General features: G+C 62.7%; 20 protein-coding genes and 3 tRNA genes. 12 read left to right on the forward strand and 11 right to left on the reverse strand.

Annotation, left to right across the window (positions count from 1 at the left end):
• The first annotated feature begins 71 nt into the window (after window positions 1-71).
• Window positions 72-629: an endonuclease NucS domain-containing protein gene (locus E8L03_RS06405; RefSeq protein ID WP_144306211.1), complete on the forward strand. Its 558-nt coding sequence runs from the start codon at window positions 72-74 to the stop codon at window positions 627-629.
• 148 nt (window positions 630-777) lie between these two features.
• Here E8L03_RS06405 and E8L03_RS06410 read toward each other — a convergent pair whose 3' ends face one another.
• A complete protein-coding gene (locus E8L03_RS06410; protein WP_171266876.1) occupies window positions 778-2,451 on the reverse strand; it encodes an FmdE family protein in 1,674 nt (557 codons plus the stop codon).
• 205 nt (window positions 2,452-2,656) lie between these two features.
• Entirely contained in the window at window positions 2,657-4,756 is a 2,100-nt protein-coding gene (locus tag E8L03_RS06415; protein ID WP_171266877.1) for a molybdopterin-dependent oxidoreductase, read from the reverse strand.
• A 347-nt stretch (window positions 4,757-5,103) separates the two neighbouring features.
• Between E8L03_RS06415 and E8L03_RS06420 the strand changes: the two genes are divergently transcribed.
• From E8L03_RS06420 to E8L03_RS06430, 3 genes are all read left to right on the forward strand, one after another.
• Window positions 5,104-5,550: a 4Fe-4S dicluster domain-containing protein gene (locus E8L03_RS06420; RefSeq protein ID WP_171266878.1), complete on the forward strand. Its 447-nt coding sequence runs from the start codon at window positions 5,104-5,106 to the stop codon at window positions 5,548-5,550.
• A 249-nt stretch (window positions 5,551-5,799) separates the two neighbouring features.
• Window positions 5,800-6,339: a hypothetical protein gene (locus E8L03_RS06425; protein WP_171266879.1), complete on the forward strand. Its 540-nt coding sequence runs from the start codon at window positions 5,800-5,802 to the stop codon at window positions 6,337-6,339.
• 331 nt (window positions 6,340-6,670) lie between these two features.
• Window positions 6,671-7,765, forward strand: coding sequence for an acyltransferase family protein (locus tag E8L03_RS06430; protein WP_171266880.1), 1,095 nt, complete (start codon window positions 6,671-6,673; stop codon window positions 7,763-7,765).
• Between the two features lie 166 nt (window positions 7,766-7,931).
• Here E8L03_RS06430 and E8L03_RS06435 read toward each other — a convergent pair whose 3' ends face one another.
• A complete protein-coding gene (locus E8L03_RS06435; protein WP_144306205.1) occupies window positions 7,932-8,231 on the reverse strand; it encodes a hypothetical protein in 300 nt (99 codons plus the stop codon).
• Window positions 8,232-8,395: 164 nt separating this feature from the next.
• Here E8L03_RS06435 and E8L03_RS06440 point away from each other — a divergent pair.
• From E8L03_RS06440 to E8L03_RS06465, 6 genes are all read left to right on the forward strand, one after another.
• Window positions 8,396-8,470: transfer RNA gene (locus E8L03_RS06440), tRNA-Gly, on the forward strand.
• Window positions 8,471-8,488: 18 nt separating this feature from the next.
• Window positions 8,489-8,563 (forward strand) — tRNA-Cys (locus E8L03_RS06445).
• A gap of 1 nt (window position 8,564) precedes the next feature.
• Window positions 8,565-8,639, forward strand: a tRNA-Gly gene (locus E8L03_RS06450).
• Window positions 8,640-8,734: 95 nt separating this feature from the next.
• Complete coding sequence (locus E8L03_RS06455; RefSeq protein ID WP_144306204.1) at window positions 8,735-9,511, forward strand: class I SAM-dependent methyltransferase; 777 nt, start codon at window positions 8,735-8,737, stop codon at window positions 9,509-9,511.
• Window positions 9,508-11,250: a YcaO-like family protein gene (locus tag E8L03_RS06460; RefSeq protein WP_171266881.1), complete on the forward strand. Its 1,743-nt coding sequence runs from the start codon at window positions 9,508-9,510 to the stop codon at window positions 11,248-11,250. Before E8L03_RS06455 ends, E8L03_RS06460 begins: the two co-directional genes overlap by 4 nt.
• A gap of 243 nt (window positions 11,251-11,493) precedes the next feature.
• Complete coding sequence (locus E8L03_RS06465) at window positions 11,494-11,811, forward strand: TusE/DsrC/DsvC family sulfur relay protein (RefSeq protein ID WP_144306202.1); 318 nt, start codon at window positions 11,494-11,496, stop codon at window positions 11,809-11,811.
• Window positions 11,812-11,920: 109 nt separating this feature from the next.
• Here E8L03_RS06465 and E8L03_RS06470 read toward each other — a convergent pair whose 3' ends face one another.
• The 3 genes from E8L03_RS06470 to E8L03_RS06480 form a co-directional block, all read right to left on the reverse strand.
• Window positions 11,921-12,787 carry a 3-hydroxyacyl-CoA dehydrogenase NAD-binding domain-containing protein gene (locus tag E8L03_RS06470; protein WP_171266882.1) on the reverse strand — a complete coding sequence of 289 codons (867 nt, stop codon included), beginning with the start codon at window positions 12,785-12,787 and terminating at the stop codon, window positions 11,921-11,923.
• A 60-nt stretch (window positions 12,788-12,847) separates the two neighbouring features.
• Complete coding sequence (locus E8L03_RS06475; protein WP_171266883.1) at window positions 12,848-13,432, reverse strand: TetR/AcrR family transcriptional regulator; 585 nt, start codon at window positions 13,430-13,432, stop codon at window positions 12,848-12,850.
• Window positions 13,433-13,553: 121 nt separating this feature from the next.
• Window positions 13,554-16,172, reverse strand: coding sequence for a tetratricopeptide repeat protein (locus tag E8L03_RS06480; protein ID WP_144306199.1), 2,619 nt, complete (start codon window positions 16,170-16,172; stop codon window positions 13,554-13,556).
• 53 nt (window positions 16,173-16,225) lie between these two features.
• Here E8L03_RS06480 and E8L03_RS06485 point away from each other — a divergent pair, with 53 nt between their 5' ends.
• The gene (locus E8L03_RS06485; protein WP_144306238.1) at window positions 16,226-16,591 is read left to right on the forward strand and encodes a molybdenum cofactor biosynthesis protein MoaE; all 366 of its coding nucleotides are present in this window, start codon (window positions 16,226-16,228) and stop codon (window positions 16,589-16,591) included.
• Window positions 16,592-16,856: 265 nt separating this feature from the next.
• Here E8L03_RS06485 and E8L03_RS06490 read toward each other — a convergent pair whose 3' ends face one another.
• Window positions 16,857-18,062, reverse strand: coding sequence for a glycosyltransferase family 9 protein (locus E8L03_RS06490; protein WP_144306198.1), 1,206 nt, complete (start codon window positions 18,060-18,062; stop codon window positions 16,857-16,859).
• A gap of 198 nt (window positions 18,063-18,260) precedes the next feature.
• On the opposite strand from E8L03_RS06490, the gene E8L03_RS06495 reads away from it, so the two are divergent.
• The gene (locus E8L03_RS06495; RefSeq protein ID WP_171266884.1) at window positions 18,261-20,420 is read left to right on the forward strand and encodes a SpoIIE family protein phosphatase; all 2,160 of its coding nucleotides are present in this window, start codon (window positions 18,261-18,263) and stop codon (window positions 20,418-20,420) included.
• Between the two features lie 138 nt (window positions 20,421-20,558).
• On the opposite strand, the gene tssH is transcribed toward E8L03_RS06495, so the two are convergent.
• The 4 genes from tssH to E8L03_RS06515 form a co-directional block, all read right to left on the reverse strand.
• A complete protein-coding gene (gene tssH / locus E8L03_RS06500) occupies window positions 20,559-23,348 on the reverse strand; it encodes a type VI secretion system ATPase TssH (protein WP_144306196.1) in 2,790 nt (929 codons plus the stop codon).
• Between the two features lie 42 nt (window positions 23,349-23,390).
• Entirely contained in the window at window positions 23,391-24,125 is a 735-nt protein-coding gene (locus E8L03_RS06505; protein ID WP_144306195.1) for an MBL fold metallo-hydrolase, read from the reverse strand.
• A gap of 227 nt (window positions 24,126-24,352) precedes the next feature.
• Entirely contained in the window at window positions 24,353-24,973 is a 621-nt protein-coding gene (locus tag E8L03_RS06510) for a zinc-ribbon domain-containing protein (RefSeq protein ID WP_144306194.1), read from the reverse strand.
• A 30-nt stretch (window positions 24,974-25,003) separates the two neighbouring features.
• A complete protein-coding gene (locus tag E8L03_RS06515) occupies window positions 25,004-25,330 on the reverse strand; it encodes a hypothetical protein (protein WP_144306193.1) in 327 nt (108 codons plus the stop codon).
• Window positions 25,331-25,337 lie beyond the last annotated feature (7 nt).

Here is a 25,337-nt window from a genome sequence, read left to right on the forward strand (position 1 = left end):
TTCCGGCTGCCAGAGGTATAATCCTTATTGCTTCTGCTCCGCGCTCCTAATTCACTAACCTGGAGATTGTGATGGCTATCGATGAAGAAACCAGAAACACAATCATCTCGCTCATGCAGAACGGACTCGATGATCACGAAATTGGCAATCAACTCGACATTTCTCCTTATACAGTCCGTGCAGTCCGTGCACATATCACAATGGGAACTTATGGATCTTCTCCAACAAAAAGTGAAGAGTATATTGAAGCGGAAGAAATTCGCTTTGGTTTAGAGAAAGATTTACAGCAAGCTCTGCGTAGAAATATCAAGCAGCTCGAACCCGGCCTATCTATCATTGACAATGGCAAAGAGCACAATACTGATGCAGGATTTATTGATATCTTATGCAAGGATGATGCTGATACCACTGTGGTTATTGAGCTCAAAGCCGGCCAAGCCAATGACACCGGAATTGCTCAAACATTAGGATATATGGGAGCTCTTAAGGAAGAAGGCATCGAAAAAGTCCGGGGCATCATTGTCGCAGCAGACTTTTCGCGTCGCTCGAAGTTTGCAGTAAAAGCACTCCCCAATCTAAAACTTGTCCGATATGGGTTCAGCTTCGTCTTTGAAGATGCGACCCTCTGACTCGTTGCTGACAACTATCTAAAAAGCCTGCGGACCGATTCGGTTCACAGGCTCTTTTTAGTTCTGGGGTCCAGGGGAATGGTATTCCCCTGGCAGGGGGCGCGGGGGACAGCGTCCCCCGACCTCCGAAAGCATCATTCTTTTCTTTCTATTTACCAAACGGACATTTAGGGAACGTGCACGATTTGCACGTGAGGCAGAAGCCGCCTGATGCGAGGCGGGCGAGGTCCTTGCGGGTGATGGGCACGTCGGCCAGCACCTGCGGCAGGATTACGTCCAGGCTGGTGGTTTTGTAGAAAAGGGCGCAGGCCGGCACGCCCACCACGGGCACGCCATGGAGCTTGCCGAGCATGAGCATGGTGCCGGGCAGCATGGGCGCGCCGAACAGGGTGTCGGTGAGGCCGGCGTCCTCCATGCCTTTGCGGGTCACGTCGTCCGGGTCCACGGAGAGCCCGGCCGTGGTGAGAATGAGGTTGGCCCCTTCGTCCTCCAGCAGCTCGCGGGCTGCCTGCGCAATGGCCTGGCGGTCGTCCGGGGCGATGCGCACCCCAGCCACGCTGCTGCCCAGGGCTTTGAGCTTGCCGGTGAGGATGGGCGCAAAGCGGTCCTCGATGAGCCCCTGGAAAACCTCGGTGCCGGTGACCAGGATGCCGGCGCGGCGCGGTTTGAGTGGTTTGATGGAAAACACGGGCTCGTCGCCGATCACGGCCAGGGCGCGGTCCAGATACTCTTTGCGCAGGAAGAGCGGGATGGCGCGCAGACCGCCAAAGGGCTTGCCGCCTTCGATGAGCAGCCCGTTCTGGCGCGAGGCGCACATCACGTCCGGCACGCAGTTGAAGGCTTCCAGGCGGTCGCGATCAAAGACCAGGACCCCGTCCATCACCGCGCGCATCGTGACCTTGCCCTCGTGCGGCCCCTCGTCATACGCCACGTTCTCGCCGGCCAGGGCGCGAGCCATGGCCAGAGCAGCCTCGTTCTCGTGCACCTGATCAGCAGATGCCAGGGCGGCGTCGCGTTCCGGATCGCCGGTCACGTAAACCCGGTTGCGGCCCATCTGCTGCAGTCGGCAGACATCGCCGGCCGTGATGGTCTGCCCGGCAGCGATCTCCACGCCCTTGGACACGCCGGGGACCACGCGGGTCATGTCGTGCAGGGCGGTGCGGCCGATGGCCTCGGTCACAGGCACGGCCACTGGAGAGGCATAGTCGTCGCCCGCATCGTCCAAATTTTTAGACGCGCCGGCCCCTTGGTCCATGCGCTTTGTCACCGGGTCCTCGCCCTGGCAGCCGCGGCAAAGCGGACCGTCCGAGGTGGGGTACGCCTCGCCGCAAGCCGGGCACACGCCGATGGCGCCCATGGAGCCCTTGCCCAAGAAGCGCTCGTTCACCCGCACGGGTGCGGCGCCCAGAATGGCGTCGCCGGCTTCCTCAATCTCGGCAAAGAGCTTGTCCGTATCCTGCTGCGCTTTGGGCGTGCGCTTGAGGTACCACCCGGCGATCTCGGGCCAGTCGGCCAGCTTGGCCGGGTCGATCCACACGCGCCAGCCCTCGCCGGTGTACTTGTCGAACAGCGTGACTGCGTAGCGGCCGAGGTTGAGCAGTTTGATCCAGCCGTTGCCCATGGAACACAGCGTGAGCAGCTGCACGGCGTCCGGCAGGCACTTGGGCGACTCTACGAGCGCCTCGAACAACGTGCCCTCGGGCAGACGGGATTTGGCAAGCTCGACCATGTAGCCGCCCACGAGCAGCCCCGGCGCGGGGTAGCCGTGGAAGGCCTTGGCCATGTCCTTGAACTCCTGGAACGTATAGGAACCGATATTCATAACCAGTCTAGTCTACTATCTGGAAGGTGGATTTGACAAACAAAGAATCGGGGCTCTGCCCCGACCCCCGGCAGGGACCATGGGCCCCTGCACCCCATATTAATTTGATCGCTGCGCCAGCCGCGTCTCGCGGTTGGCGCAGCGATCAAAAAAGGATCAAGGGAGCCGTGCTCCCTTGCGGGGCCTGGGGCAGCGCCCCAGTCAGCTACGCAGCCGTCTTGCGCACTTCGATGAAGTGCTCCTGCATGGCGATGGCGCCGCCGGCCTTGTCGTAGTTGTCGATGCCCTTGGGCATGAGCATATTGTCCGCGGCGCCCTTGCCAAAGGCCCGGCTCTCGGCCGGCAGGTCATGGCCAAAGCCATGGACCATGAACACGGCCTCCGGGTGGATGAACTGCGTGATGTAGGCGCGAATCCGGCCGGTGTAGCCGTTGTTGCCCACCTCCACATACTCGCCGCTTTCGATGCCCAGCTTCTGAGCCGCTTCCGGGTGCATCCAGAGGATGTTCTCGGGCATGCGTTCAAAGAGCAGCGGGTTGTTCACGGTGTGGCCCTGGGTGTGCAGGCCGCAGCGGCCAAAGGTGATGCGGTAGCGGCCCGCCGGCGGATGCGCCGGGGCCTTGTACGCCGGGAGTGACTCCAGCCCGCTCTTCTCCAGCGCGGCCGAGATGACCTCCACCTTGCCGGACGGCGTCTTGAAGGTCTTCTCGTTCACTTCCTTATACACGGCCGAGTCCGTGAGCTTGGCCGTGCCCGTGGCCTCGAAGTCCTCCAGGGTCACGCCGGTTTCCTGGAGCTGGAAGTTCCAGAGATCCTCGATGGTGTCGAAGACCATCTCGTCCAGGCCGAAGCGCTTGGCCAGCTCGGAGTAGATCTCCCACTCGGCCTTGGTGTCGTAGCGCGGTTTCATGGCCTGGTTGCGCTTGAAGAAGTGCGGGGACAGGCCGTTCTTGGTAGCGATGATGGAGTCGCGCTCCAGGTACGGCGAGAGCGGCAACACCACGTCAGCGTTCCAGGCCGTGTCGGACCAGCTGAAGGTCACGGAGACGAGCAGCTCCAGGTTCTTCCAGGACTCCAGCACGTCGCGCTTGTCCGGGAAGGCCATGAGCGGATCATGGCGGTGGGCGATGTACGCCGTGATGGGATACGGTTTGCCGGTCTCGATGGCCTTGTAGGCCAGGTTCACCAGGCCGGGGCCGGGGTCGAGATGGGTCATGCCCTGCTCCCAGCCCACGCCGTCCACGCGCTTGGCCTCGGGCTTGGGATAGAGGTTCATGAAGGACTTGAGCCCCTTCGCGCCAACGTCGCCGGGCTTGGAGACCAGGGGCAGACCGCCCTTGGCGCCCACGCAACCCAGCAGCGCGCTGATGAGATACGCCGTGCGCGAGACGTAGAAGGAGTCGGAGTAGCGCGCGGTCATCCAGCCTGGATGCCAGATCACAGACGGCGCCGCTTCCCAAATCTGCTTGACAAAGTCCTCAATGGCCGCGGCCGGCGCGCCGGTCTCTTTCTCGGCCCACTCGGGCGTGTAGGGCCTCACGAACTCTTCCAGGGCCGGCAGGTCCTGAATCCACTTGTCGGCGAACTCCTTGTCGTAGAGCCCGTCGCGGAGCATCACGTGGAGCACGGCTAGGTTGAAGCCGTAGTCGCTGCCGGGGCGGATGATGAAGACGTTGTCCGCCTTGGAGGCCGGGATGTTGGCGCGCACGTCGATGACCGTGAGCTTGCAGCCATTGTCCATGGCGTCGAGCAGGTCGTTGACCTCCTTGACGTTGATGGCCTCGAAGATGTTGCGGGTCTGCAGGACCACGTGCTTGGCGTTCTTGAGGTCGTAGCTCACGGTCTTGCGGCCGAAGCCGTAGACGCTCATGGCGCCATGCTGGACGTTGCGGGCGCAGGCCGAGTCGTGGTTGCAGTAGTTGGGCGTGCCGATGCCGCGGAGGAAGGCGCGGTAGTGGTCGCGGAAGGGGCCGCCGCGGTCGGAGAAGAGGACGGTCTCCTTGCCGTGCTTGGCCTGGAGTTCCTTGATTTTGTCGGCCACGTAGTCGAGCGCTTCATCCCAGGACACGCTGCGCCACTTACCCTCGCCGCGCTCGCCTTCGCGGATGAGCGGGGTCTGCGGCCGCTCGTCGTCCATGGTCAGAGCTACGCCGGCGGCGCCGCGCGCGCAGAGCGAGCCCTTGATGCCACCCGCATGGGGGTTGCCCCGGACAAAAGAGACCTCGCCGTCCTTGACAAAGGCCTGGGCCGGGCAGCGCACGGTGCACATACCGCAAATGGTGTAGACAGTTTTGAAATCGCTCATTGTGGTGTATTCTCCTTTCCGGGCATCGGAATCATGGACGTGGACTCCAGGACGTTATTGCGTGCAATTCTATCTGTGCCTAGCAAGGGCCCTGTACCGGAGCAAGTTGCCCTGGAGATCGTGAAAATTAGAACAAGCCACAGGTGGCCGGATATGGGCCAAAAACGTGACAAGTAGGGCGACTTTGAGAAAAAAATCACAACCGCAGCCCGGCTTTGACACGGCGGCGTCCCCTGGTCCATCGATAGATAGCGTTCGATGACTACGTCGATTCATATCCATCCCGGCAACCCACGCAACCACCGTCCGGAGCGCGGCCTAGCGCGCTGCTCCTTACAAGAGGCGACATGAGTCAATACAAGATCAAGTTCAACAGGAAACGGTGCATCGCCTGCGAGGCGTGTCTTGTCCACTGCAAGGCCAAGAACAAGGTCCCTGCCGGACTATCCTACAACAAACTCACGGTTGGCGACTACGAGGAAAAAGACGGCAAGCCGGTTCTGAAGCTGAACTACCGCGCCTGCTACCACTGCCCGGACCCGGCCTGCGTGCCGGCCTGCCCCACCGAGGCCATCCACATCCGCGAAGAGGACGGCATCGTCTGGATCGACCAGGACGCGTGCATCGGCTGCCAGCAGTGCATCGAGGCGTGCCCGTGGGACGTGCCGGTGTACGACCCGGAGCAGAACCTGACCTTCAAGTGCGACTACTGCCGCGATCTGGTGGACCAGGGAATGGACCCGGCGTGCGTGGCCGGCTGTACGGCCAAGGCCCTGAGCTTCGTGAAGAAGTAAGGCGAAACCTTTCCGTTTTTTTACGAAAAAGGACTACCCCTTGCTGTCATCCTATAGTATATAGATTGGAACCGTATTCCGCCGAGGAGCTGTACCCCTCTTGAAGGAGCCCGCCATTGTGGCGGGCTCTTTCTTTTTTGGGGCGATATTTTTTGGTGTGACAGTTGACCCCTTTGACTATTTGGAGCATTTATATCGACAGCAGTATAACGCACCAACAATGTGCTTAAACATGCACAGGGGGTGGGGATGACACCTGCTAAATTCTCTAACCAAGACAGGCAGTTTGTAATAAAAGGAATTGAGCGTTGCTATAATATTGATTTGCGGCCTGTTGGGAGACGATCAAAGTGGCTCAAGGATTCCACAGGAAAAAATTATTTTATCTTAGGCGGAATAGGTAAATGGCATGGAATACCAGAAGAAATGATGGACGCTGAAGTCAATTCACCATCCACAGGAATACTTGCAATTGCAATATTATTCACCAAAGCAATAGCCGTATACGCTTCTGATATGTCCGCATTAATTAAAAGTCGAGATCAATTATATAGAGCCAGCAAGACCACTGGAGATTACCAGTTCACATACAAGTTTCAACTTGCAACTTTGGAATTGAACCCTGCTCCAGAAGTCAAGCTAAGCCTGCTCAACGTAATCGACTATGATAAGCCTCAAATTGAACGGCAAAAAGCCATAAAATCACTGCACCAAATGATATCTCGATTAACACCTGAACAATGTGAAGAATTGCTAAAGAGACTTGGTTCCCATATTAAACCTAGCTAGCTCACCATCTCAGTTAAGCGCTACGACCCATCAATTCCTCTCCTGAATCTTCCAAAATAGCAGCTACCACATCCATCCCCCCTCCTGCTACCAAATATCCAGACGAACTCACTCGTCGCCTCCAACAACGCCCTTCAGCGACGAGCGCCCCCGCCACGGCTCTGCCTATTCCCCCTATCCCGAGTCGCGCACGCGTCTATATTCAGACGTGAACACATTTTCTCTTTCGAGGCGTCACGCGGATGGGATGTTGTATCGAGATGTTACAGCACTTGCCAGCGTACCTGGTTTGCTATAGTACTGGCCCCCGCCTCCACAACTCTGAATACGCATGCAACATCGACTCTATTCCGCTCAGCTGGACGGCCTGCGATTTTTCGCCTTTCTGCTGGTCTTCATCCACCACCACCCTTCGTGCAAGGGCGTGCCGGTCGTGTGCGTTCTCCACAACTACGGCTGGGTCGGGGTCGATCTCTTTTTCGCGCTCTCCGCGTTCCTGTTTACTTTCCTGCTGAATGCCGAGATGGCGAAGACCGGCACCCTGGACCTCAAAAAGTTCTATATCCGCCGGGTGCTCAGGGTCTGCCCGCTGTACTATCTGTTCATCGTCTTCTCCATGCTGGTCTACCTCTTCTGGTACGGCGCGCCGTGGACCGGGACATTCCTGCTCCGCGTCCTGGGCCTCTTCTCCTTTACGGACAACATCCTGTCGGGCTTTATGGGGTACAACCTGCTGCCCTTTGCGCCGCACCTCTGGACGATTTCCTACGAGGTCCAGTTCTACATCATCATCCCGGCGGCGATTCTGATATTCTCCCGGATGCCCGTGCGCAGGGTTCTGCTGGTACTTGCCGCCATTTTCGCAACCTTGTTCACCTTCAGGCTGCTGCTGATCCGGGCCGACGTGCCACACCCGGCGATCTGGGTCCTTCCGGCCACGCACTTCGAGTCCATGGTGCTCGGCATGGTGATCGGCTACGGCGGGTTCAACTTCCTGCTGAAAGCGGCCAGGCCCATCTACTGGTTCATCCTGGGCATCGTCCTGACCTCCGGGATTTTCCTGTTCCCGAACGTGGACACGATCTCGCCCCTGTTGATGGCGACATACGCTCTGGCCGGGATTGGCCCCGCACTGATCCTGTTCGCCGCCCTCCACGGCAGAGGGCTCAGGCGACTACTCTCGTGGGCGCCGTTCGTGTACCTCGGCAAACGCTCCTACGGCCTGTATGTCTACCATTTCCTGGGGATTCATCTCACCGACGTCCTGACCGGGTATGCAGGCGGGCTTCCTTCCGGAAAGGCGGCGACGTTCGTGTACGCGCTGGCTATCACCACCGGCATCTCCGCGCTGTCGTACCGTTTTGTCGAAGCGCCGTTCCTCCGGCGCAAGATGAAGTTCGAGCTGGTCGCCTCGCGTCCTGTCTGACGGGCGAACGCCACCAGGCGTCACCCAACGGGGCATATTTCGGCCGTAGCTCGCGCCGCCCAACGCCCCTGGGACACCATCCCTTTCTAACGAAAAAACGCCCCCCACACCTTCCGGCGCAGGGGGCGTTTCTCATTCGGGCGCGGGTCAACCGGTTGCGGAGTAATCAGACGAACGAGTTCACCACCGAGCCCAGGCCCGCGTAGGAGCCCAGGACCTGCGAGTTGAAATCGTACGACTGGGAGACGGGGTCCACGAGACCGCTCGGCGAGCCGTAGTTCATGGTGTTCAGCGTCTGCGACACCACGGACGCGCCCACGGTCCCCTTGTCCACAGGCGCCATGGCGCCCTGGAACTGATTTTGGCTGGCGTTGTTCATCGTGTTCATGGTCTCTGTGACCACGGCCGCACCAAAGGTTTGACGATCGAAGGGGCTCGTCATGCCCCCTATTCCGCTTATGGGCATGGCTCCCTCCTTGTGTTCGGTTGCACTCGCCCTGTTCATGGGATCGGCTGGCGTCTTGATAATCTTTAGATCCCTGCGAAACTTTTTCGACAAATTTACCTTCTCCAGTTTTCGAGGGTTGACAGATCGAAGGCACGGCGATAAACACTCTTCTCTCTTGCTGAGCGGGAGTAACTCAGTGGTAGAGTGCAACCTTGCCAAGGTTGAAGTCGCGGGTTCAAATCCCGTCTCCCGCTCCATACAAGGGCACCGTTTTCGGCGGCATAGCCAAGTGGTAAGGCAGAGGTCTGCAAAACCTCCATTCTCCGGTTCAAATCCGGATGCCGCCTCCATGCGGGAGTAACTCAGTGGTAGAGTGCAACCTTGCCAAGGTTGAAGTCGCGGGTTCAAATCCCGTCTCCCGCTCCAAATGAGCAAAAGCCGGCCCTGCGCCGGCTTTTTTTATTGTATCGGCGCCGCTTCTCCCCCGCGGCGCCACTGCCACCCTTGATGGAGTCGCACGCATGCCCCAAGTTTCCACCCCCGCCACTGCGCAGGAAATCAACGAAGCCAGCCTGGACGAGCTGCTGGACGCGGCCCGCGCCAAGTTCGAGGTCCATTTCGAGCCCGTGACCGTAGACGGGCAGCCGTTTCAGGTTCTTCAGATAAGCGACATGGAGCGCTACGTGGACCAGCTGGCCGACCAGGCCGGCGACGGCCCGCTGGAGCTGCCCTTCTGGGCCAAGCTGTGGCCCGCCTCCGTGCTGCTGGCCTACTACGCCAAACGTTTCCAGCCCAAGCCCGGCCAGCGCGCCCTGGAGATGGGCGCCGGCGTGGGCCTGACCGGCCTGGTGGCCGCCTCCAAGGGCTATGACACCGTGATATCGGACATCGAGACCGACGCGCTTATCTTCTCGCGCGCCAACATCCTCAAGAACGGCCTGGAGAACAAAGCCAGCGTCGCCCGGGTAGATTTCGGCGCGGACAAGGAGCGGGATACGCTGACCGATCGCTTCGACCTCATCCTCGGCGCCGAGGTTCTGTATATAGAGGATACATACCGCCCTCTGACCAAGTTCATCGGCCGGCACCTCGCGACCGGAGCGGATGCCGAGTGCGTGCTCTCCATGAGCTACACGCGCAAGGCCCACGGCTTTTTCCAGCGCGCCGAGAAAGAGTTCAACATCCAGCAGCAGGTCATGGGCTTCAAGGCCAACGAGAGCGAGGACGGCGACGATCCCGAGCGATTCCTCTGCGCGCTCTACCGCCTCACGCAGCGCAAGGCAGGGAGCGCCGCATGATCCGCGTCGAGCCGTGCCCCAAGGGCTACACCCGCGACCAGGACAAGACCACCCCGCCCTCGGAGACCGTTGCCCGCGTCAAGCAGGCGCTGTCGGCCAAGGGCCGCGACATCCTGGCCGAGACCAAGCGCATCGACACCGGCCGGCTGGACATCCCTGTATTCCTTTCCGTGTGCGGCGAGGCAGCCAAGCGCGTGATGCCCACCCGCAAACAGATGGGCAAGGGCGCTTCCCCGGAGCAGGCCGAGGCATCTGCGCTCATGGAGCTGGTGGAGCGCTTCTCCTTCTTCAGCTTCTGGGAGGACGCCGAGTTCGCCCTGATGACGTACTCCGAAGCGCTGGCCCAGGCCGAATCGCTGGGGCTGCCGCCGGTCATGCCCGTGTCCGAGATCCTCGCTTCCGTGAATGAGGAGCTGCCCGAGGCGGACGCGCTGCGCGTTCTGGACACCATGCGCTGGCTCTTCCACCCGGTCACGGCCCTGGGCGAGGAGCGCGAGGCTTTAACGCCCCTGGACTGGTTCAAGATCCTCGGCGAGTTCAACGGCACCTGCGCCGGTAATGCCCCGGCCGAGTCCCTGCTGCAGGGCGGGTGCGAGCTGGTGGAACGCCACGTCTGCGCCCTCTGGGACCGCGAACGCATGGAAACGCCCACCATCCGCCACGAGTCCATCGACGACCCGGTGCTGCTGGAGCTGCTCCGAAAGTTCACCGATCGCAACATCCGGGTGGTGCTCAAGGACTTCTCCATGTCCATGCCCGCGCCCACCGTGGCCGCTGCGGCGTATGATCCCAACACCTGGCCCGACCGCTCCGAGATCGTCTTCACGGCCGGCACGGCCGCGTCCCCGGTCAAGGCCGCCATCCGCGCCCTTACGGAAGTCGCGCAGTTGGGCGGCGACTTCGAGACTGGCTCTGTCTACGAGGCGTCCGGCCTGCCCAAGCTGGAGGGGCCTGATGATTTCGAGGCTCTGGCGGAAGGCCCAAGGGTGGACCTGAACGCCCTGCCCTCCATCGAAGCGGACGACATCGCCAAGGAGCTTGCCGCGCTGTGCGCCGGGCTCCGGGAGAAGGAGCTGACCTACTACGCCGTGGATCTGACCCGGCCCGACCTTTTGTTGCCTGCGCATTACGGTTTTGTGCCCGGCCTCCAGTTCCGGGAGCGCGACACCCGCCCCAGCCTCGGCCTGTTCGTGGGCCGGATGCTGGCCGAAGGCGCCGACCCGGAAGAGGCGGAGCGCGGCCTGGCCGTCATCGCCGATGTGTATGGGGACGACGCGTTCTTCCTGCCCTTTTTCCGCGGCATGCTGGCCCTGCGGCAGGAGCAGCTGCTGGCCGCCGAGGAGTGGTTCCAGGAGGCCGAGCCGCTGCAACCGGATGACGACAAGAAGGCGCTGGCAGCCTTCTACATCGCCTATGTGAAGACGCTGATGCAGGACTGGCAGGGCTCCATCCCCTGCCTGGATCGCGCCATCAGGTTGTCACAGGACGTGAAGGAGTACTTCAACCTTCGCGGCGTGGCCAAGTTCAAGCAGGCCATGTACGAGGAGGCGGCGTGCGACTTCGAGGCAGCGCTGGGCCTGGACAAGGGTTCGGCCATGGACATCGCCAACCTGGGCGTATGCAACCGACACATGGGCAATGACGACAAGGCCGTCGAGCTGCTCAGCGCCGCCCTGGAGCTGGACCCCAGCCTGGAGTTTGCACGTAACCACCTGAATGATTTGAATTCAGGCGTGTAGACATTTCAATTTTGCAATATCACCTACCTGTCACGGATAAAAAGGATTTGACAAAGGAAGGCCGGAGAATTTAGGTAACTCCAATCTCGACGGTATTGTTTCGTATGCGACACAAATCAGGACGTAGTGCCGTCGATTGGATCGTGTGTACGGTTCGCTTGTGTGCGGGCCATCAATAGGGATTTCCGGGGGCGGATCGCCCTCGAACCCGTAAAAACATGCACTTGTCAAGGAGGATGTCACATGGCAACGGTTGAATACGCCGGCAAGAGCTTTGAGGTTGATGAGGACGGTTTCCTGCAACGCTTCGAAGACTGGTGCCCCGAGTGGGTTGACTACGTGAAAGAGTCCGAGGGCATCAAAGAGCTCACGGAAGGCCACCAGAAGGTCATCGATTTCCTGCAGGACTACTACAAGAAGAACGGCATCGCCCCCATGGTCCGCATCCTGTCCAAGGTGACCGGCTACAAGCTGAAGCAGATCTACGAGCTGTTCCCCTCGGGCCCCGGCAAGGGAGCCTGTAAGATGGCCGGTCTGCCCAAGCCCACCGGCTGCGTCTAAGTCGCACCCGACGCACAAAGCATCTCGATGTTCAGAGGACGGGGTTCGCCCCGTCCTCTTTTTTTGCGCTTTCGGCGCCGGGTATGCGTTTCTCCGCTGCCCGCTCCCCTCATGCCTCCACTCTGGCGTACTCGTAAAAGCCCCTGCCGCTCTGCACGCCGAGCCTGCCCTCCTCCACGTACTGCGCCAAGTAATCCACGATGCGCTGCAGGCCGTTATCCTGCAACTGTTCCGCGCCGAGTCTGGCAATGCGCAACGCCGTGTCCAGGCCCACCATGTCCAGAATCCCGAAGGGTCCGACAGGCATGTGCATGACGCGCTTCCAGGCCATGTCCACGGTCTCGGGCGAAGCAACGTCGTCCACTGCCAGCTCCAGTGCCGCCCGGGTCAGAGCGTTGAGGAGGTTGTTGAACACATAGCCGGGATGCTCCCGCTTGAGCACGATGGGCGCCTGCCCCAACTCGCCCGCCAGCTCCTGGAGCAGCACCAGCACCGCGGGGCTGGTGCCGGGGTGGCCCATGATGTCCACCACGTCGCCGCCGCGCATGGGCGAGTGGAAATGAAACGCGGCGAACAGCTCGGGTCTGCCTGTGGCGTCCGCCAGCATGGAAGGCACAAGGTCCGAGGTGTTCGTGGTAAACACGGTGTCCGGGTCGCAGACCTCGTTCAGTTGCGCAAAGACCGCGCGTTTGAGCGCGATGTCCTCGGGCACGGACTCGCTCACCAGATCCACGCCGACAGCGGCGCGCCCCAGGTCCTCTTCCTGATGCAGCCGCTCCAGACCGGCGGCGGCCGCCTCAGCATCGATATGGCCGCCCGCCGCAAGCTCGTTGTACATGCCGGCTATCGCGCCGGCCGCATGCTCCAGCCGTTCCTTCGAGACATCGTGCATAACCGTGTCGAACCCGCGCAGGGCGAACAGGGCGGCCACCTGGGTCCCGATGGTTCCGGAACCGACAATCAGCACGCGTTTCACTGTCGTCTCCATCTCGCACCTCACTTTCTTATGTAATTTCCGGCCATTCCAGGCCGGGGATCATTCATTACCACTGTCCGGGCTTCCGATGCCGTGCACAAAACGGTGCGCTGCGCCCCTGGCGGCGCCTTCATCCAGCCCCACATGCCCCAGCAGGAACAGGGTGATGTAGTTATGCAGCGCGCCCTGGAACGTGGCGGCAAGCAACGCCGCGTCGTCCTCCACGGTTCCAGCCTCCACCGCGCGTACGAAAATCCGCTCTATGGCCCGGAACTGTCGCTCCGCATGGACCGCTGCGATCTCGTGTTGCGGCGACTCGGGCGAGGCGAACATGAGCGCGAGAAAGAGCCGGTACATCTCCGGGTTGCTCGCGGCATAGGCAAAGAGTGTTGCGGCGCACCGCGTCAGGTCCGGCTCGATGTCTCCGCTGGGCTCCTGCTCTTCCAGGTGGACCAGAACCGGGGACAGACGCTCGTCCAGCAAGGTGGACAACAGCCCCTGCTTGCTCTTGAAGTGGTAGTACAGCGTGGGCTTGGTCACTCCGGTCGCAGCCACAATCTCCTGCACGCCGACGCCTTCGTACCCCCGCTTTGCAAAGAGCAGGAGCGCCTGATCCAGCATGGTCTTCCGAGTATCGATGTTCATGGAACGAGTCTTATACCTACCGGTAGGTATAGTCAACATCCAGAAACAACATGACCGCGCGCCGCCGTTTTTCCACCAGCGGCACGCGGTCATATCATCCAGAATTTCAGAGAGATGTGTGCTAGCTTTGCTGTATTTTCCGGAACAGCTTGTCCTTGCGCGACTCGAAGATAAGCGCCGTGCGCAGGGCCGAGATGCCCAGCGCCAGGAGGGAGAAAAGCACGATGATGTTCGTCTGGATTGCGAACTTCTCGCGCAGTGGCATCTCCCCTGTAAAATCTATCCCCAGCGCCGGCCCCCAGTAGGACGCCAGCGGCAGGAAGGCGAAGGAAAGCACCAGGCAGGCCAGCTCCAGCCACATGAAGGTCTTGCCCATGATCATCACGAACAGCGTGGAGTCGCGCACGATCTTCAGGGTGCGCAGCCGACTCTCCAGCTTTTCCAGTTTGGCCTGCACCTTCTCTTCCATGTCGCTGGCCTTGCGGAAGTTGTCCGCCACCTGCAGATGCTGCGACATGACCCAGTTGAGGTGCTTGGCCACGTAGTTGAAGTCCTTGTTGAAATCCACGAGTATCCGCGGAAACGGGAACCAGGAGGACTCCTGCCGGATGACCTTGAGCCGCTCCATGTAGTTGGCGTACTTTTTCTTGAGCTTGCGGCCCTCCTCCTCCACACGCTTTTGGAGGTCGCGCGCCAGGGCCAGGCGCTCCTGCGCCAGCTTGATGAAGGCCACGTAGTTCTTGATCTCGGACATCCGCTGCACCATGGCGATGCGGTTCTCCATCTCCTCGTAGAAGGGATGGTCGGTGGGGAACCAGCGTCCCACCTCCTTCTTCAGCTCCTCGAAGCTCTTGAGCTCGTCCTCGGCGCGGCTCTTGGCGTCGCTCCAAAGGCGGTGCAGGGAGGAAAGAAGCTGCACGTGGCCGCGCTCCATCTCCGGGTCGAACAGGGCGCGGTTGAACATGTGCGGGTCCTTGGCGAAGAGCTCCTCGAAAAATCCCATGGCCTGCTCGGCAAAGCCCATCTTCACCTGGCACACGCCCTGGCGATAGGCGGCGTCCAGCCATGTGGGCGAAATCTTGAGCACGCTCTTGTACAGCTCCATGGCTGTCTCGTGCTTGCCCATCATCTCCTGCGCGCGCCCCTGCAGGAACAGCAGGTAGGCCTGCTGCAACGGCGTGGAGGCGTGCCGCTCGGCCTCGCCCCACAGGGAAAGCGCCCGCGGCTCCTCCCCCCGTTCCAGCATAGAGAACCCGCGCAGGGCCAGGGGCTGATAGTTGCGCGGCGCCTTGAAAATTTCCTTGGAGACGATACGCTCCACGCTGACCGACTCGCCCTCCAGAAGCAGTGCAAGCGCCTCCCAGACAGGGTCGCCGCTCGGCTCGGCAAGCTGCGTCAATGCCTTGGGGTACTCGCGCCCCTGGCTGCGCCACACGGTGCGGAGCATGCGCAGCTGGGACGGTGCGTTGATCTCGTAGATCGCCCGCATCAGCAGGCTTTCCGTGGTGCCTTGGCCATGCAACAGATCGCCGATGGCCTCGGTCACCTCGCCCTTCAGTGTCGAGTCGATCCCTTCCAGGGCGCGGCGCATCTCGTCGATGTCCACGGCGGCCACGCGTTCCCAGATGTCCTGCTCCAGCTCTTCCATGTGCCGGCTGGGGCACTCCGTGACCTTGTGCGTGCGCTGGCCGCAGTAGAAGCAGGACGGGTTCTGCCCGGCCACCAGCCGTTTGGGCAGCTCCACCTGGAGCATGTCCTCCATCACGGCCAGCTCGTCCTTAAGGCTCACATTGCACCAGTCGTCCATGGAGCTCTGGTCCACGGAGAAGCGCACATCCTTGATCTTGAATCCATCGCCCATGAGAAATGCCGTGCGGTAGCTCATGTGCGGGAAGTCCGGCGAGAGCTGGTCCCAGTCCAGGGCGATCTTCTTGTACATCTCCGGGTTCAGGTTCAGGCCCTTCCTGTCCACGATGGCCTGGACGCACGGCCAGTACTTCTCCGGGGCCGATTCCCGCAGCCGGGAGACCATGCCGAGATACTCCTGGCACCACGTGCGCAGCTCACGCAGGGTGTCCAGCGGCAGCATCAGAAAGTTGTTGCTGAGGATATACTTGGTTTTGAGCCGCTTGAGTATCTGCTCGATCTCGGAGAAGAACTCCCGCCATCCGTGCTGGAACGATTTGTCCAGCGGGTTGCCCACCGGCTTGAGCACTAGATACCAGCCCATGGACGACTGGTACGGCAGCCGCGGATCGGCGTGCAGCGTCTTCCATTCCACCTTGGCCATGCCGGTTTTACGCGGCGCTGGCTTGAGCTCGATTCCCGGAGAACCCTTCAACGTATCGGCCAACTTGGGATGCACCCAGGCCTGGAAATCTTCCGGAATCGGCGCCTCCTGGCTGGCCAGATCGCGGTCCAGAGACATGGAGAGCTGCAGCTTCATGTCCACCAGCAGCTTGGCCGGAGCCGCCTGTACAAACGCCTTCAGGGGGTTGAGGCGCGACCAGACCTCCAGCTTGGCCAGCGCCATGAAGACATCTTTGGTGAAGAAGAACCACAGAGCCTGCCGCCGCTCCGAGGCCATCTGCATGCCGCCATAGTCGGCCAGGGTCTTTGCCACCGCAGGGTTCAGGTCCGCGGACCAGGAGACCCACGCCGCAAAACCCGTGGCGACCATCCGCGATTCCTTGAACTGGGGCAGCTTTTTGACGAGCGAGCTCAGCGTTATCTTGTCCATCCCTTCTCCTTGACGTGGGGCATGGAACAGGGAACTATGCCCGTATGAAACCAATGAGCGCAGACGCCGCCATCGCGGCCATAAAACAGGAACCCGGCTTTGCCGAGAACGTCGGCATGATTCTCGTCCACAACGGCGTGGTGCGCGCCACCTCCCGCAAGGACAAGCGCGCGGTCACCGCCGTGGACGTCACCCCCGACCAGGATCGCATCGAAGCGTTGCGGCAGGAGTTCGAGAGCTATCCCGGTATCTTCCGCGTGTATGCCGAAGCCCGCGGCGGCCATCTCGTTCCTGGCGACGACGTGCTCCTGCTCGTCGTAGCCGGCGACATTCGCGAGAATGTGAAGGCCGCCCTGGCCGAGTTCCTCGACCGGGTCAAGAGCGAGGCCGTCAGCAAAGTCGAGCACATGGCCGAGTAGCTGCGGCGCGCCGGCGGCGGTTTTTTGGCGTCCGGCGCACCACGTCCTGTCCGCGTTGAGTTCGCCCCGTCCCGTTGCGGGATGCGTTTGGCGTGTCTCTATGGTTTCATCCTGAAGCATTCTTCAGATTTATCCTTGAATATTCGTCTGTTACAATAGCTGCACAAAGGTTTCGTCATTGGGCTGTCCGGACGCGCTGTGTATGCGCTTCCCCTGATGGCGGCTCGATCATTGCCTTTTCAGGGACATGGATGCAATAGACGTGCTAGGTTGCGCCGCCTTCCGTAGCGGACAACACCCGCTCCAGGGCGGAGTACGCCGCATCCACCTCCAACGCTTCCATGCAGAGCGGCTCGCCGCAGTCCCCTTTCGATCCGGCCACGGCGCACGGCGCACAGGAAAGCGGCGACATTGCCGCCTCGTGCGGTTCGCCGCCCCATACGCTCCAGGGATACGTCCACGAGACTTCATCGGTCGGCCCCATCACCGTGAGGCTCGGCGTGCTCACGGCCACGGCCAGATGCCGCGGCAAAGAGCAGTTGCCCACGTGCAGCACCGCGGCTTCGATGCACGCCGCGGCTGTGCGCAACGGAAGCGGCTGCGCCGCATACCTGATGGAGCCGGCCGGAACGCCCTGCTCCACGGCGGCGCGATGCACAGTCTGGACGACCTCTTCTTCGCCCGGTCCGTGCAGCAGCAGATAAACCAGCTTGGGATGCGCCCGCCAGACCATGGCCAAAAGCCGGGCGAAACGCTCCTCCGGCCAGCGCCGACACGGCCGCGCCTGCGTGGGGTCCACGCTTACCAGCCGGCCGCGCCATGCGCCGCGGCGGGACCCGGCTGCCGATCCGTGTTCCTCATCCTGGCCTACCACCGCCCCACCGGCCTCTGCATTCTGTTCCGCAACCGGGATCTCGCCCCCGCGGCTCGCCTCCCCGGAAAACAATGCATCGAGCTCCGTAAGCGCCTCGGCGCGGTCGCCCTCGTCCAGGTAGATGCGCGGCCGCTCGCCCTGCCACTCGATGCCTAGCGGAGCCAGCAGGTCCACCTTGCTCCTGGCGGCGTAGCCCGGCCGGCGCGTGACCATGTGCGTGTAGAACGGCCGCAGGTGGAGACCGCTCGTATCGGCAATTCGCACCTGCGCGCCGGAGAGCATCGCCACTATCCGCGTAAGCACGGTGCGCTGATAATCCACCACGAGGTCGAAACGCATGCTCCGTGTCATCCGCAAGGCAATACGCAGCGCGCGGACAATCCCGGTGGTGTCCGCCGCATTCACCGCATGGATTCGCGTAATATGCGGATTGTTCTCCAGCAGCAGCGCGGCGCGCGTGTCCGTCAGCACATGGATCTCGGCCCCGGGGTAGGCCCGCGCCAGGCACTCGATGGCCGGCGTGGCTAGGAGCACATCGCCCAGAAGCGAGAGCTGGCAGACAAGAATACAAGAAAAATCAATCGGCGCGGAGCGCATGGGGTTCTCCGAAGCCGCCAGTGCATCGGCGGCAGTCGTATGGTGCAGCTTACGAAACCTATCATTCTGGTCAAGCTTTTATTCGACTGATAACATTATGCTTTACTCTCGCCGCTCCTTGCATCGCCCCTGTCGCTCTGGACAACGCACCCCATTCCATGCTCTTTTTTATATATCGGGATGTGTGTAGGTTACATTATGAGCTTTCGCTGGAAAATATTCTTCATCGTCCTGGCGTTCAGCCTGGTGCCCGTGGGCGTCGTGTCCCTCGTCAACCACTCCATTACGGAGAGCGCAGGCGAGCTCATATCCACAGGCGCGGCCAACGCCATGGAAGACGTGGTGCGCAACGACCTCATCCAGATGGTCTCCAACCTCGCCACGGGTATTAACAAGCAGAAGCAGACGCTGCTCTTCACCGTGGGCGTGCTTGCCGACGAGACACAGCGCGCCCTGACCGAACCGCCGGCCCGAGTCCTCGAACCGATCTATTCCACCCAGGAGTTCGGAAACCCCGGCGCGGCACCGGATGACGCCACCGAGGACCCCGTCTACTCACCGCCTCAACAAGAAACCACCGCCGTCAGCCGGCAACACCCGGTCATGTTTTATGCCGACAAGCGCCCCATGAAGCAGGCCGACGGCTCCTACCCGGCGGACGTGCGCGGCCTTTCCGCCACGGCATCCCTCATGCGCCGCATCCTGAAGACCTTTCCCCACACCGTGTTCCGGGTCTACATCACGCTGGAGAACGGTCTGCACTGCTCCCTGCCGGGCCACGCCGCCTATCCCGAGGGCTATGACCCGCGCGAGCGACCGTGGTACCGCCGCGCCGTGACCACCGGCACCTTGGTATGGACGCTGCCGCTGCAGGATGTGGCCACGAACCGGATGATCGTCACGGCTTCGGCCCCCATCCGCGACGTCTCCGGCCGCATCATCGGCGTGGCCGCCCTCGATGTGCTCGACACCGTGGCCATGGGCGGCCGGGAGATCACCGACCGTTGGGGCAGCTCGGCCCGCGCCTTTCTCGTTTACCCCATGCAGAACCCCGTCACCGGGGCCATGGACCTGCAGGTGGCGGCCAGCCAGCCGCCGATGAAACGCGACAGCGTCTTCCAGGATGACGCCTCCCAGGAAGACAACGGCGTGCTGCATCCCTGGCTCCCGGGCCTGAAGCCGGACGACAAGGCCCGCCTGCTGGACCGCCTGGACGACGACAGGCCAGGCGCCATGGAGGTCCTCTACGACAGCGACGAAAATCTGCTCGCCTACGCCTCCTCCGACTCGATCAGCTTCCTGCTCCTCGTCCCCCAGTCCGTGTACATGTCGCTGCCCAACGAGGTGCACGAGGCCGTGACCGACGTCACACGGCTCAACATCCTGGTCTCCGGCGCGGCAATGGCCCTCATCCTCATCGCGGTGCTCCTGCTCGTCTACTTCGGCGCACGCCGTTACACCGTCCATTTCCTGCAGATTGCGGACGCCGCGCGCCGCCTGGGTGAAGGCGATTTTTCTGTCCGGCTCAACATGCACCTCAAGGACGAGCGCGACCTGATCGTCGGGGCGCTCAACGAAATGGGCCCCAAGCTGCAGGACCACATGCATCTGCGCCATACGCTGGCCGTGGCCGAGGAGGTGCAACGGAACCTCCTGCCCGGCACGCCGCCCCGGCTGGAGCACTTCGACATCCAGGGGGCCTCCCTCTACTGCGACGAAACCGGCGGCGACTACTACGATTTCGTGCCTGTCACCCACGACGGCCTCTCCACCATGGCCGTCATCGTGGGCGACGTGTCCGGCCACGGCGTGCCCTCGGCCCTGCTCATGGCCACGGCGCGCGCCCTGTTGCGCTGCCTGTGCGCCGTGCCCTGCCAGGATATGTCCATGGCCCAGCGCGTGGGCCTGGCCAACCGCCTGCTCTGCGACGACGTCGCCGGCACCGGCCGCTTTATGACGCTCTTCCTGCTGGAACTCGACGATGCCAACAACACCATGCGCTGGGTCCGCGGCGGCCATGATCCCGCCCTGCTCTATCACCCGGCCAGCGAAACGCTGGAGTACCTCTACGGCGACGGCGTCGTGCTCGGCGTGATCTCGGATTTCCAGTATACCGAGCACGAAGCCCGGCTGGATGAACCCGGCGACCTGCTCGTCCTGGGCACCGACGGCATCTGGGAAGCGCGTAACGCCAACGGCGACATGTACGGCAAGGACCGCTTCGAGGCGACCGTCCGCGCCAACGCCCACCTCGACGCCAACGGCATCTTCGACGCCGTCATCACCGATCTGGAAACATTCGCAGCCGGCACTCCCTTTGAAGACGACGTCACCCTGGTCGTCATCAAACGGCGGTAGTCATCGGCAGGATTCCGATGGCTCTGCCCTCGGGCACCCGCCAGGGAGCGCGGCTCCCTGGACCTATATGGACCCAGAAACCCCAGATTTGGGGTCCAGGGGAACAGTGTTCCCCTGGCCGCCGGAGGCAAAAACATACTAATTCTCCGGGAGGAGTTCCCGGACTGAGAAGCGCCAGGACAGAGCGGTCGGGGCGTCGTCGGGCGTGCATTCCACGCGCAGCATGCGTTGGGCACGGGGTTCGCGGCTGGAGTCGCGCTGGTCGTGGCCGGTGTTGCGCAGGATGGCTTCGGCCAGGCGGGGCAGCACCTCGACGCGCAGCACGTTGTCCACACCGCGCGCGCCGCTGCCGCTGATAGCAGCCATGTGGGCCACAGCGTGCACCACGTCCGGCGAGAACTCCAGGAGCATGCGCTTGCCTTCTTCGGCCTGGATGGCGAGGCGGGTGAGCTTGAGGGAGACGATGTCCTGGAGCGCGTCCGGGGAAAGGGGCAGAAACGGTACGATAGTGGTGCGCGCCAGCAGGGCCTGGGGGAAGAACTCGGCGAGCTGCGGCTGCAGACGCTCAATGAGGGCGCGGCGCTCCGTGTCCTCGGAAGCTGCGCTGTCGGGCGACTGGCGCTCTGGCTCGGCATCGGCGCCGTTGTCCAGCGCGTCGGCGTCCGGGTCGGGCTGGTCCGATACCGTGGTGGTCAGGAAGAAGAGCGAGTGCCGGCAGTCCACAGCGCGGCCCTCGGCGTCGCTCACCCGACCCTTGTCGAAAATCTGGTGGAAGATGCTGAGTATCTCGGGGTGGGCCTTTTCCGCCTCGTCCAGCAGCACCACGGAGTACGGCCGCCGGCGTAGCGCGTCGGTGAGCACACCGCCCTCGCCAAAGCCCACGTAGCCGGGCGGCGAGCCGATGAGCCGCGAGACGGAGTGGCGCTCCTGGTACTCGCTCATGGACAGGGCCAGCAGCGAGGCTTCCTCACCGAAAAGTATTTCGGAGACGGCGCGGGCCGTCTCGGTCTTGCCCACGCCGGAGGGCCCGGCGAGCAGGAACACGCCGAGCGGCGCGTCCGGCTCCTTGAGGCCGGACTTGGAGGCGCGGATGGCGCGGGTGAGGATTTCCAGGGCGGTATCCTGGCCGCGGATGCGCTCACGCAGGGCGAACTTGAGGCCCAGCACCGAGGCGGCCTCGTCCCGCCGGACCTTGCCCAGGGGGATGCCGGTCCACTGCGAGACTACACGGGCCACGGTGTCCGGGTCCACCTCGTGCCGCACCAACGGCGAGTCGCCCTGCACGCGATCCAGCTCGACCAGACATTCGGCCAGTTCGGCGCGCACATCCTCGGGGTCGGTCTCCCGCAGCAAGCCGGGAGCCCTGGCCACGCGGGACATGACCCCGCGCAGAGTGACGAGGCGCTCCACCAGCAGCTTCTCCCTGCGCCAGCGTTCACGCAGGGTACGGGCCTCCTGCTTCATGGCGTCGAGCCGCGCCCAGGCGGAGTGCAGAGCCTTCTCGTCCACGGGCAACCCGCCCCGACGGTCGCGCATGAGTCCTTCTATCTCGCGGCGCATGTCCTCGATGTCCCGCTCCTCCTTGTCCAGAAGCTCGGGCCGACCCGAGAGGCTGAGCTGCACGCGCGCCGCCGCGGTGTCCAGCAGATCCACGGCCTTGTCCGGCAGGAAGCGGCCGGTGATGTAGCGCGCGGCGAGCTGGGCCGCTGCCTCCACGGCGTCCTCGCGGATGGTCACGCCATGGTCCTCCTCGTAGCGGGGCTTGAGCCCTCGGAGGATCTGGGCCGTGGCATGCACCGATGGCTCGTCCAAAACCACTGGCTGGAAGCGGCGCGACAAGGCGGCGTCGCGCTCGAAGTAGCGTTTGTACTCGCGCCAGGTGGTGGCGGCGATGGTGCGTATCTCGCCACGGGCCAGCACCGGCTTGAGCAGGTTGGCAGCGTCGCTGCCGCCGGGCCGTCCGCCGGCCCCGATAAGGGTGTGGGCCTCGTCGATGAAAAGGATGATGGGCGTGGGTGAGGCCTGGATATCGGCGAGCACGCGCTGAAGCCGGTCCTCGAACTCGCCCTTGAGCCCGGCGCCGGCCTCCAGCAGGCCCACGTCCAGGGCCACCAGAGTGACGTCCCAAAGCATGGAGGGCAGCCGCCGCTCGGCCGGGGGCTGGTTCTCGTCCTCCACCATGCGCAGGGCCAGCCCTTCCACCACCGCGGTTTTGCCCACGCCGGCGTCGCCCACGAGGATGGGGTTGTTCTTGCGGCGGCGGGCCAGAATATCGATGAGCCGGCGCAACTCCTCCTCCCGGCCGAACACCGGGTCGATGGAGCCTTCGCGGGCCTTCTCGCACAGATCAACAGTGTAGCGGCGCAGGTACTCGCCGGTGGGGCTGGGGCCGGGAATGACGCCGGGAGCGCCGGCCGGCGCCGGAGCATCGCGCAACCGCTCTGCCGCGGCGCTCTCCACGGAAAGGGAGACGAGATCCTCGAACCGCGCGGCGAGCTGCTCCCTGCTGACGCGGCGCAGGTACTCCACGGCCGGTGACGAGCTGTCCACGGACTGGCTGCCGAGCAGGGCCAGGAGGATTGCGCCGGAGCGGAGGGCCGACTCGCCGAGCTCGATGGAGGCGACGAGCCATGCCTCCTGCAAGAGGTCGATGAGCAGCGGGGACATGACCGGACGGCCGGTGGAGCCGCCGGGCAGCGCGGAAAGGGTCGATTCGAGAAGCGGCGCAAGCTCGCGTCCGTCCAGCCCGAAACCGGCCAGGATCAACCCGAAGTCGTTGGCCGCATCCTCGGCGAGCACGAGAAGCACATGCTCGATGCGAACCTCGTAGTGGCCGCGGGCGGATGTGCTGGTGGCCGCCGTCTGCATGACGTCCATGCAGTACGGGTTGAGCCGCTCCAGAAGGCGTTTGAGGTCCACTTTGAGCATCGCGCTCCACTTTACCCGGTCTTGGACGGAAGGCAAAGGGCCCTACAACGACGGCCGGTACCTGTCTCCCTGGGACTCGTACAGGAACAGCCGGGAGGGATCGTTCACCTCGGCGGCGAACTTCTTCAGCTCGTCCAGACGGCCAAAGGCGTGCATGGGCACCAGGACGCATGGACGCACGGCGCGGTCGAAGTCGATGCCACCTGCCCAGTGCGGCAGCCTGGGGTCGGCGGTCACAAAGGCGACGTCCAGCCGGGTGGTGGCGGCCTTGAGGGAATCCAGGGTCTTTGCGAAGTGGGAGTCCGCAAAGGCGCGCGAGGCCTCGTCCTGCTCCTCCCAGCTCCAGCGGGCCACATCGCCGGAGAACCAGATGGTGGTCCCGGTGAGCTTGATGAGGAAGCCCACGCCAAGGTCTGTGGACTCGTAGCCGGTAATGGCCAGCTCATCCACGTGGATGGTCTCGTCCGGCTCCACCACGCTCACGTCGTCATGGAGTTCGGGATCAAAAAGCTCGGACATGGAGGCCACGTCGTCGGAGACCACATAGTTGACCGATTCGGCTCCGGCCAGGAGCTCGCGCACCTCCGGGCTGAAGTGGTCGGCGTGGCTGTGGGAGAAGAAGCAGAAAACGCGGCGCCCGGCCAGCTGATCGCGCACATAGCCTGCCGCGGATTCCGGGCGGTGCGCCGCATCCGGAAAATCGAACAGGAACGCGGTGTTCAGTGCGTCCTCAAGAAAAATGATAAAGCAATCGTGGTGGACGTAGGCGATTTCCATGGCTGGTTCTCCGGGCTGTCTGGCGTGGCGATGCGTAGCGGCGTGGGATCGGAATCGGCGGGCCTGCGCAAAGGTGTTACAATAGCCCGCATCGAAAGTATGTAGAAAATGAAACAAGCACTCCATACAGACCACCGCACTGCGCCGGAACTGAAATCGGCGTCTATACGGCAGCCTCGAATACACTGGGATGTCAGGGAAAAATCAGGCCATTGAACCCGCAGGCGCTAACTGAAGACCTCCTGGACCTGCGCAAACCAGCGGTAGTAGACGCCGTACCCCTTGATCACGTTGTCCATGAGCGTTTCGGCGCGTCCGGCATCGTTGATGTTGAGGTAGGAGTTGATGGCCTTGCGGAACGCTATCTGCGGATCGAGGCTGGCCGCCTCGTCGCCAATCAGGATGAAGTTGAGGCTGCGCCGCCGCAGGCCTGTCCAGGTACCTATCTCCTCGATCACGACCTGGTTCGCCGGAGTGTCCTCGACCATCACCAGGTCGTACTCGTTGAGCCGGAGCTTGAGCACGGCTTCTTCCGGTCCACGCGCCTGGCTGATGTAGTACTCGGCCTGCTTGAGGCCGTTCTGCGCCGCCTCGGACCAGCGCTTGTCGCTGATGAGCAGAAACGCCACGCTGGCGCCGGGAGGAAAGACCTCGGGCTCGATGGTGGAGTACGGCACGGAACCGGACTTGCCCATGGCTTCGCCGCCCAGGTCCTGGCCCTTTTCCGCGCGGTTGACCACGATCTCCTTGCGGCAGTGGGGGCATTTGACCTTGAACTTCGGCGCGTCGGGCAGCTTCGAGTCCGGAATATTCAGATCGCGCTGACAGCTGTTGCACTTGAAGCGCATGGCGGTGCGGCTCCTGGAAAAAAGGTTGATCTAGTCATTGTCCTCGACATCGAACACGCTCGCCAGCCCGGTGTCCTGCTCCTCAGGCCACGTCCGCCGCAGGCCGGTGCGCACCTTGACGGTCATGCGCTCCAGCGCGGCGAGAATGTCGTCCAGCTCGGAAGAGCCGAGCGCGGCATCGGCCTTCATGGCGGCATAGGCCGTGGCGCCGGTGGCAAAGGTTCGGCCGTGTTGCGGGTCCACCAGGAGCGGCGTGCCGCAGCGCGGGCAGACCATGGGAAAGGTGCTCTCCCCGGCGGGCATCTTTTCCGGAGCGATAAAAAGGCGCTTGAGGCACGCCGTACAGATGACATGCATGATCAGT

The sequence above is a fragment of the Oceanidesulfovibrio marinus genome (genome assembly GCF_013085545.1).
Taxonomy (GTDB): Bacteria; Desulfobacterota; Desulfovibrionia; order Desulfovibrionales; family Desulfovibrionaceae; genus Oceanidesulfovibrio; species Oceanidesulfovibrio marinus.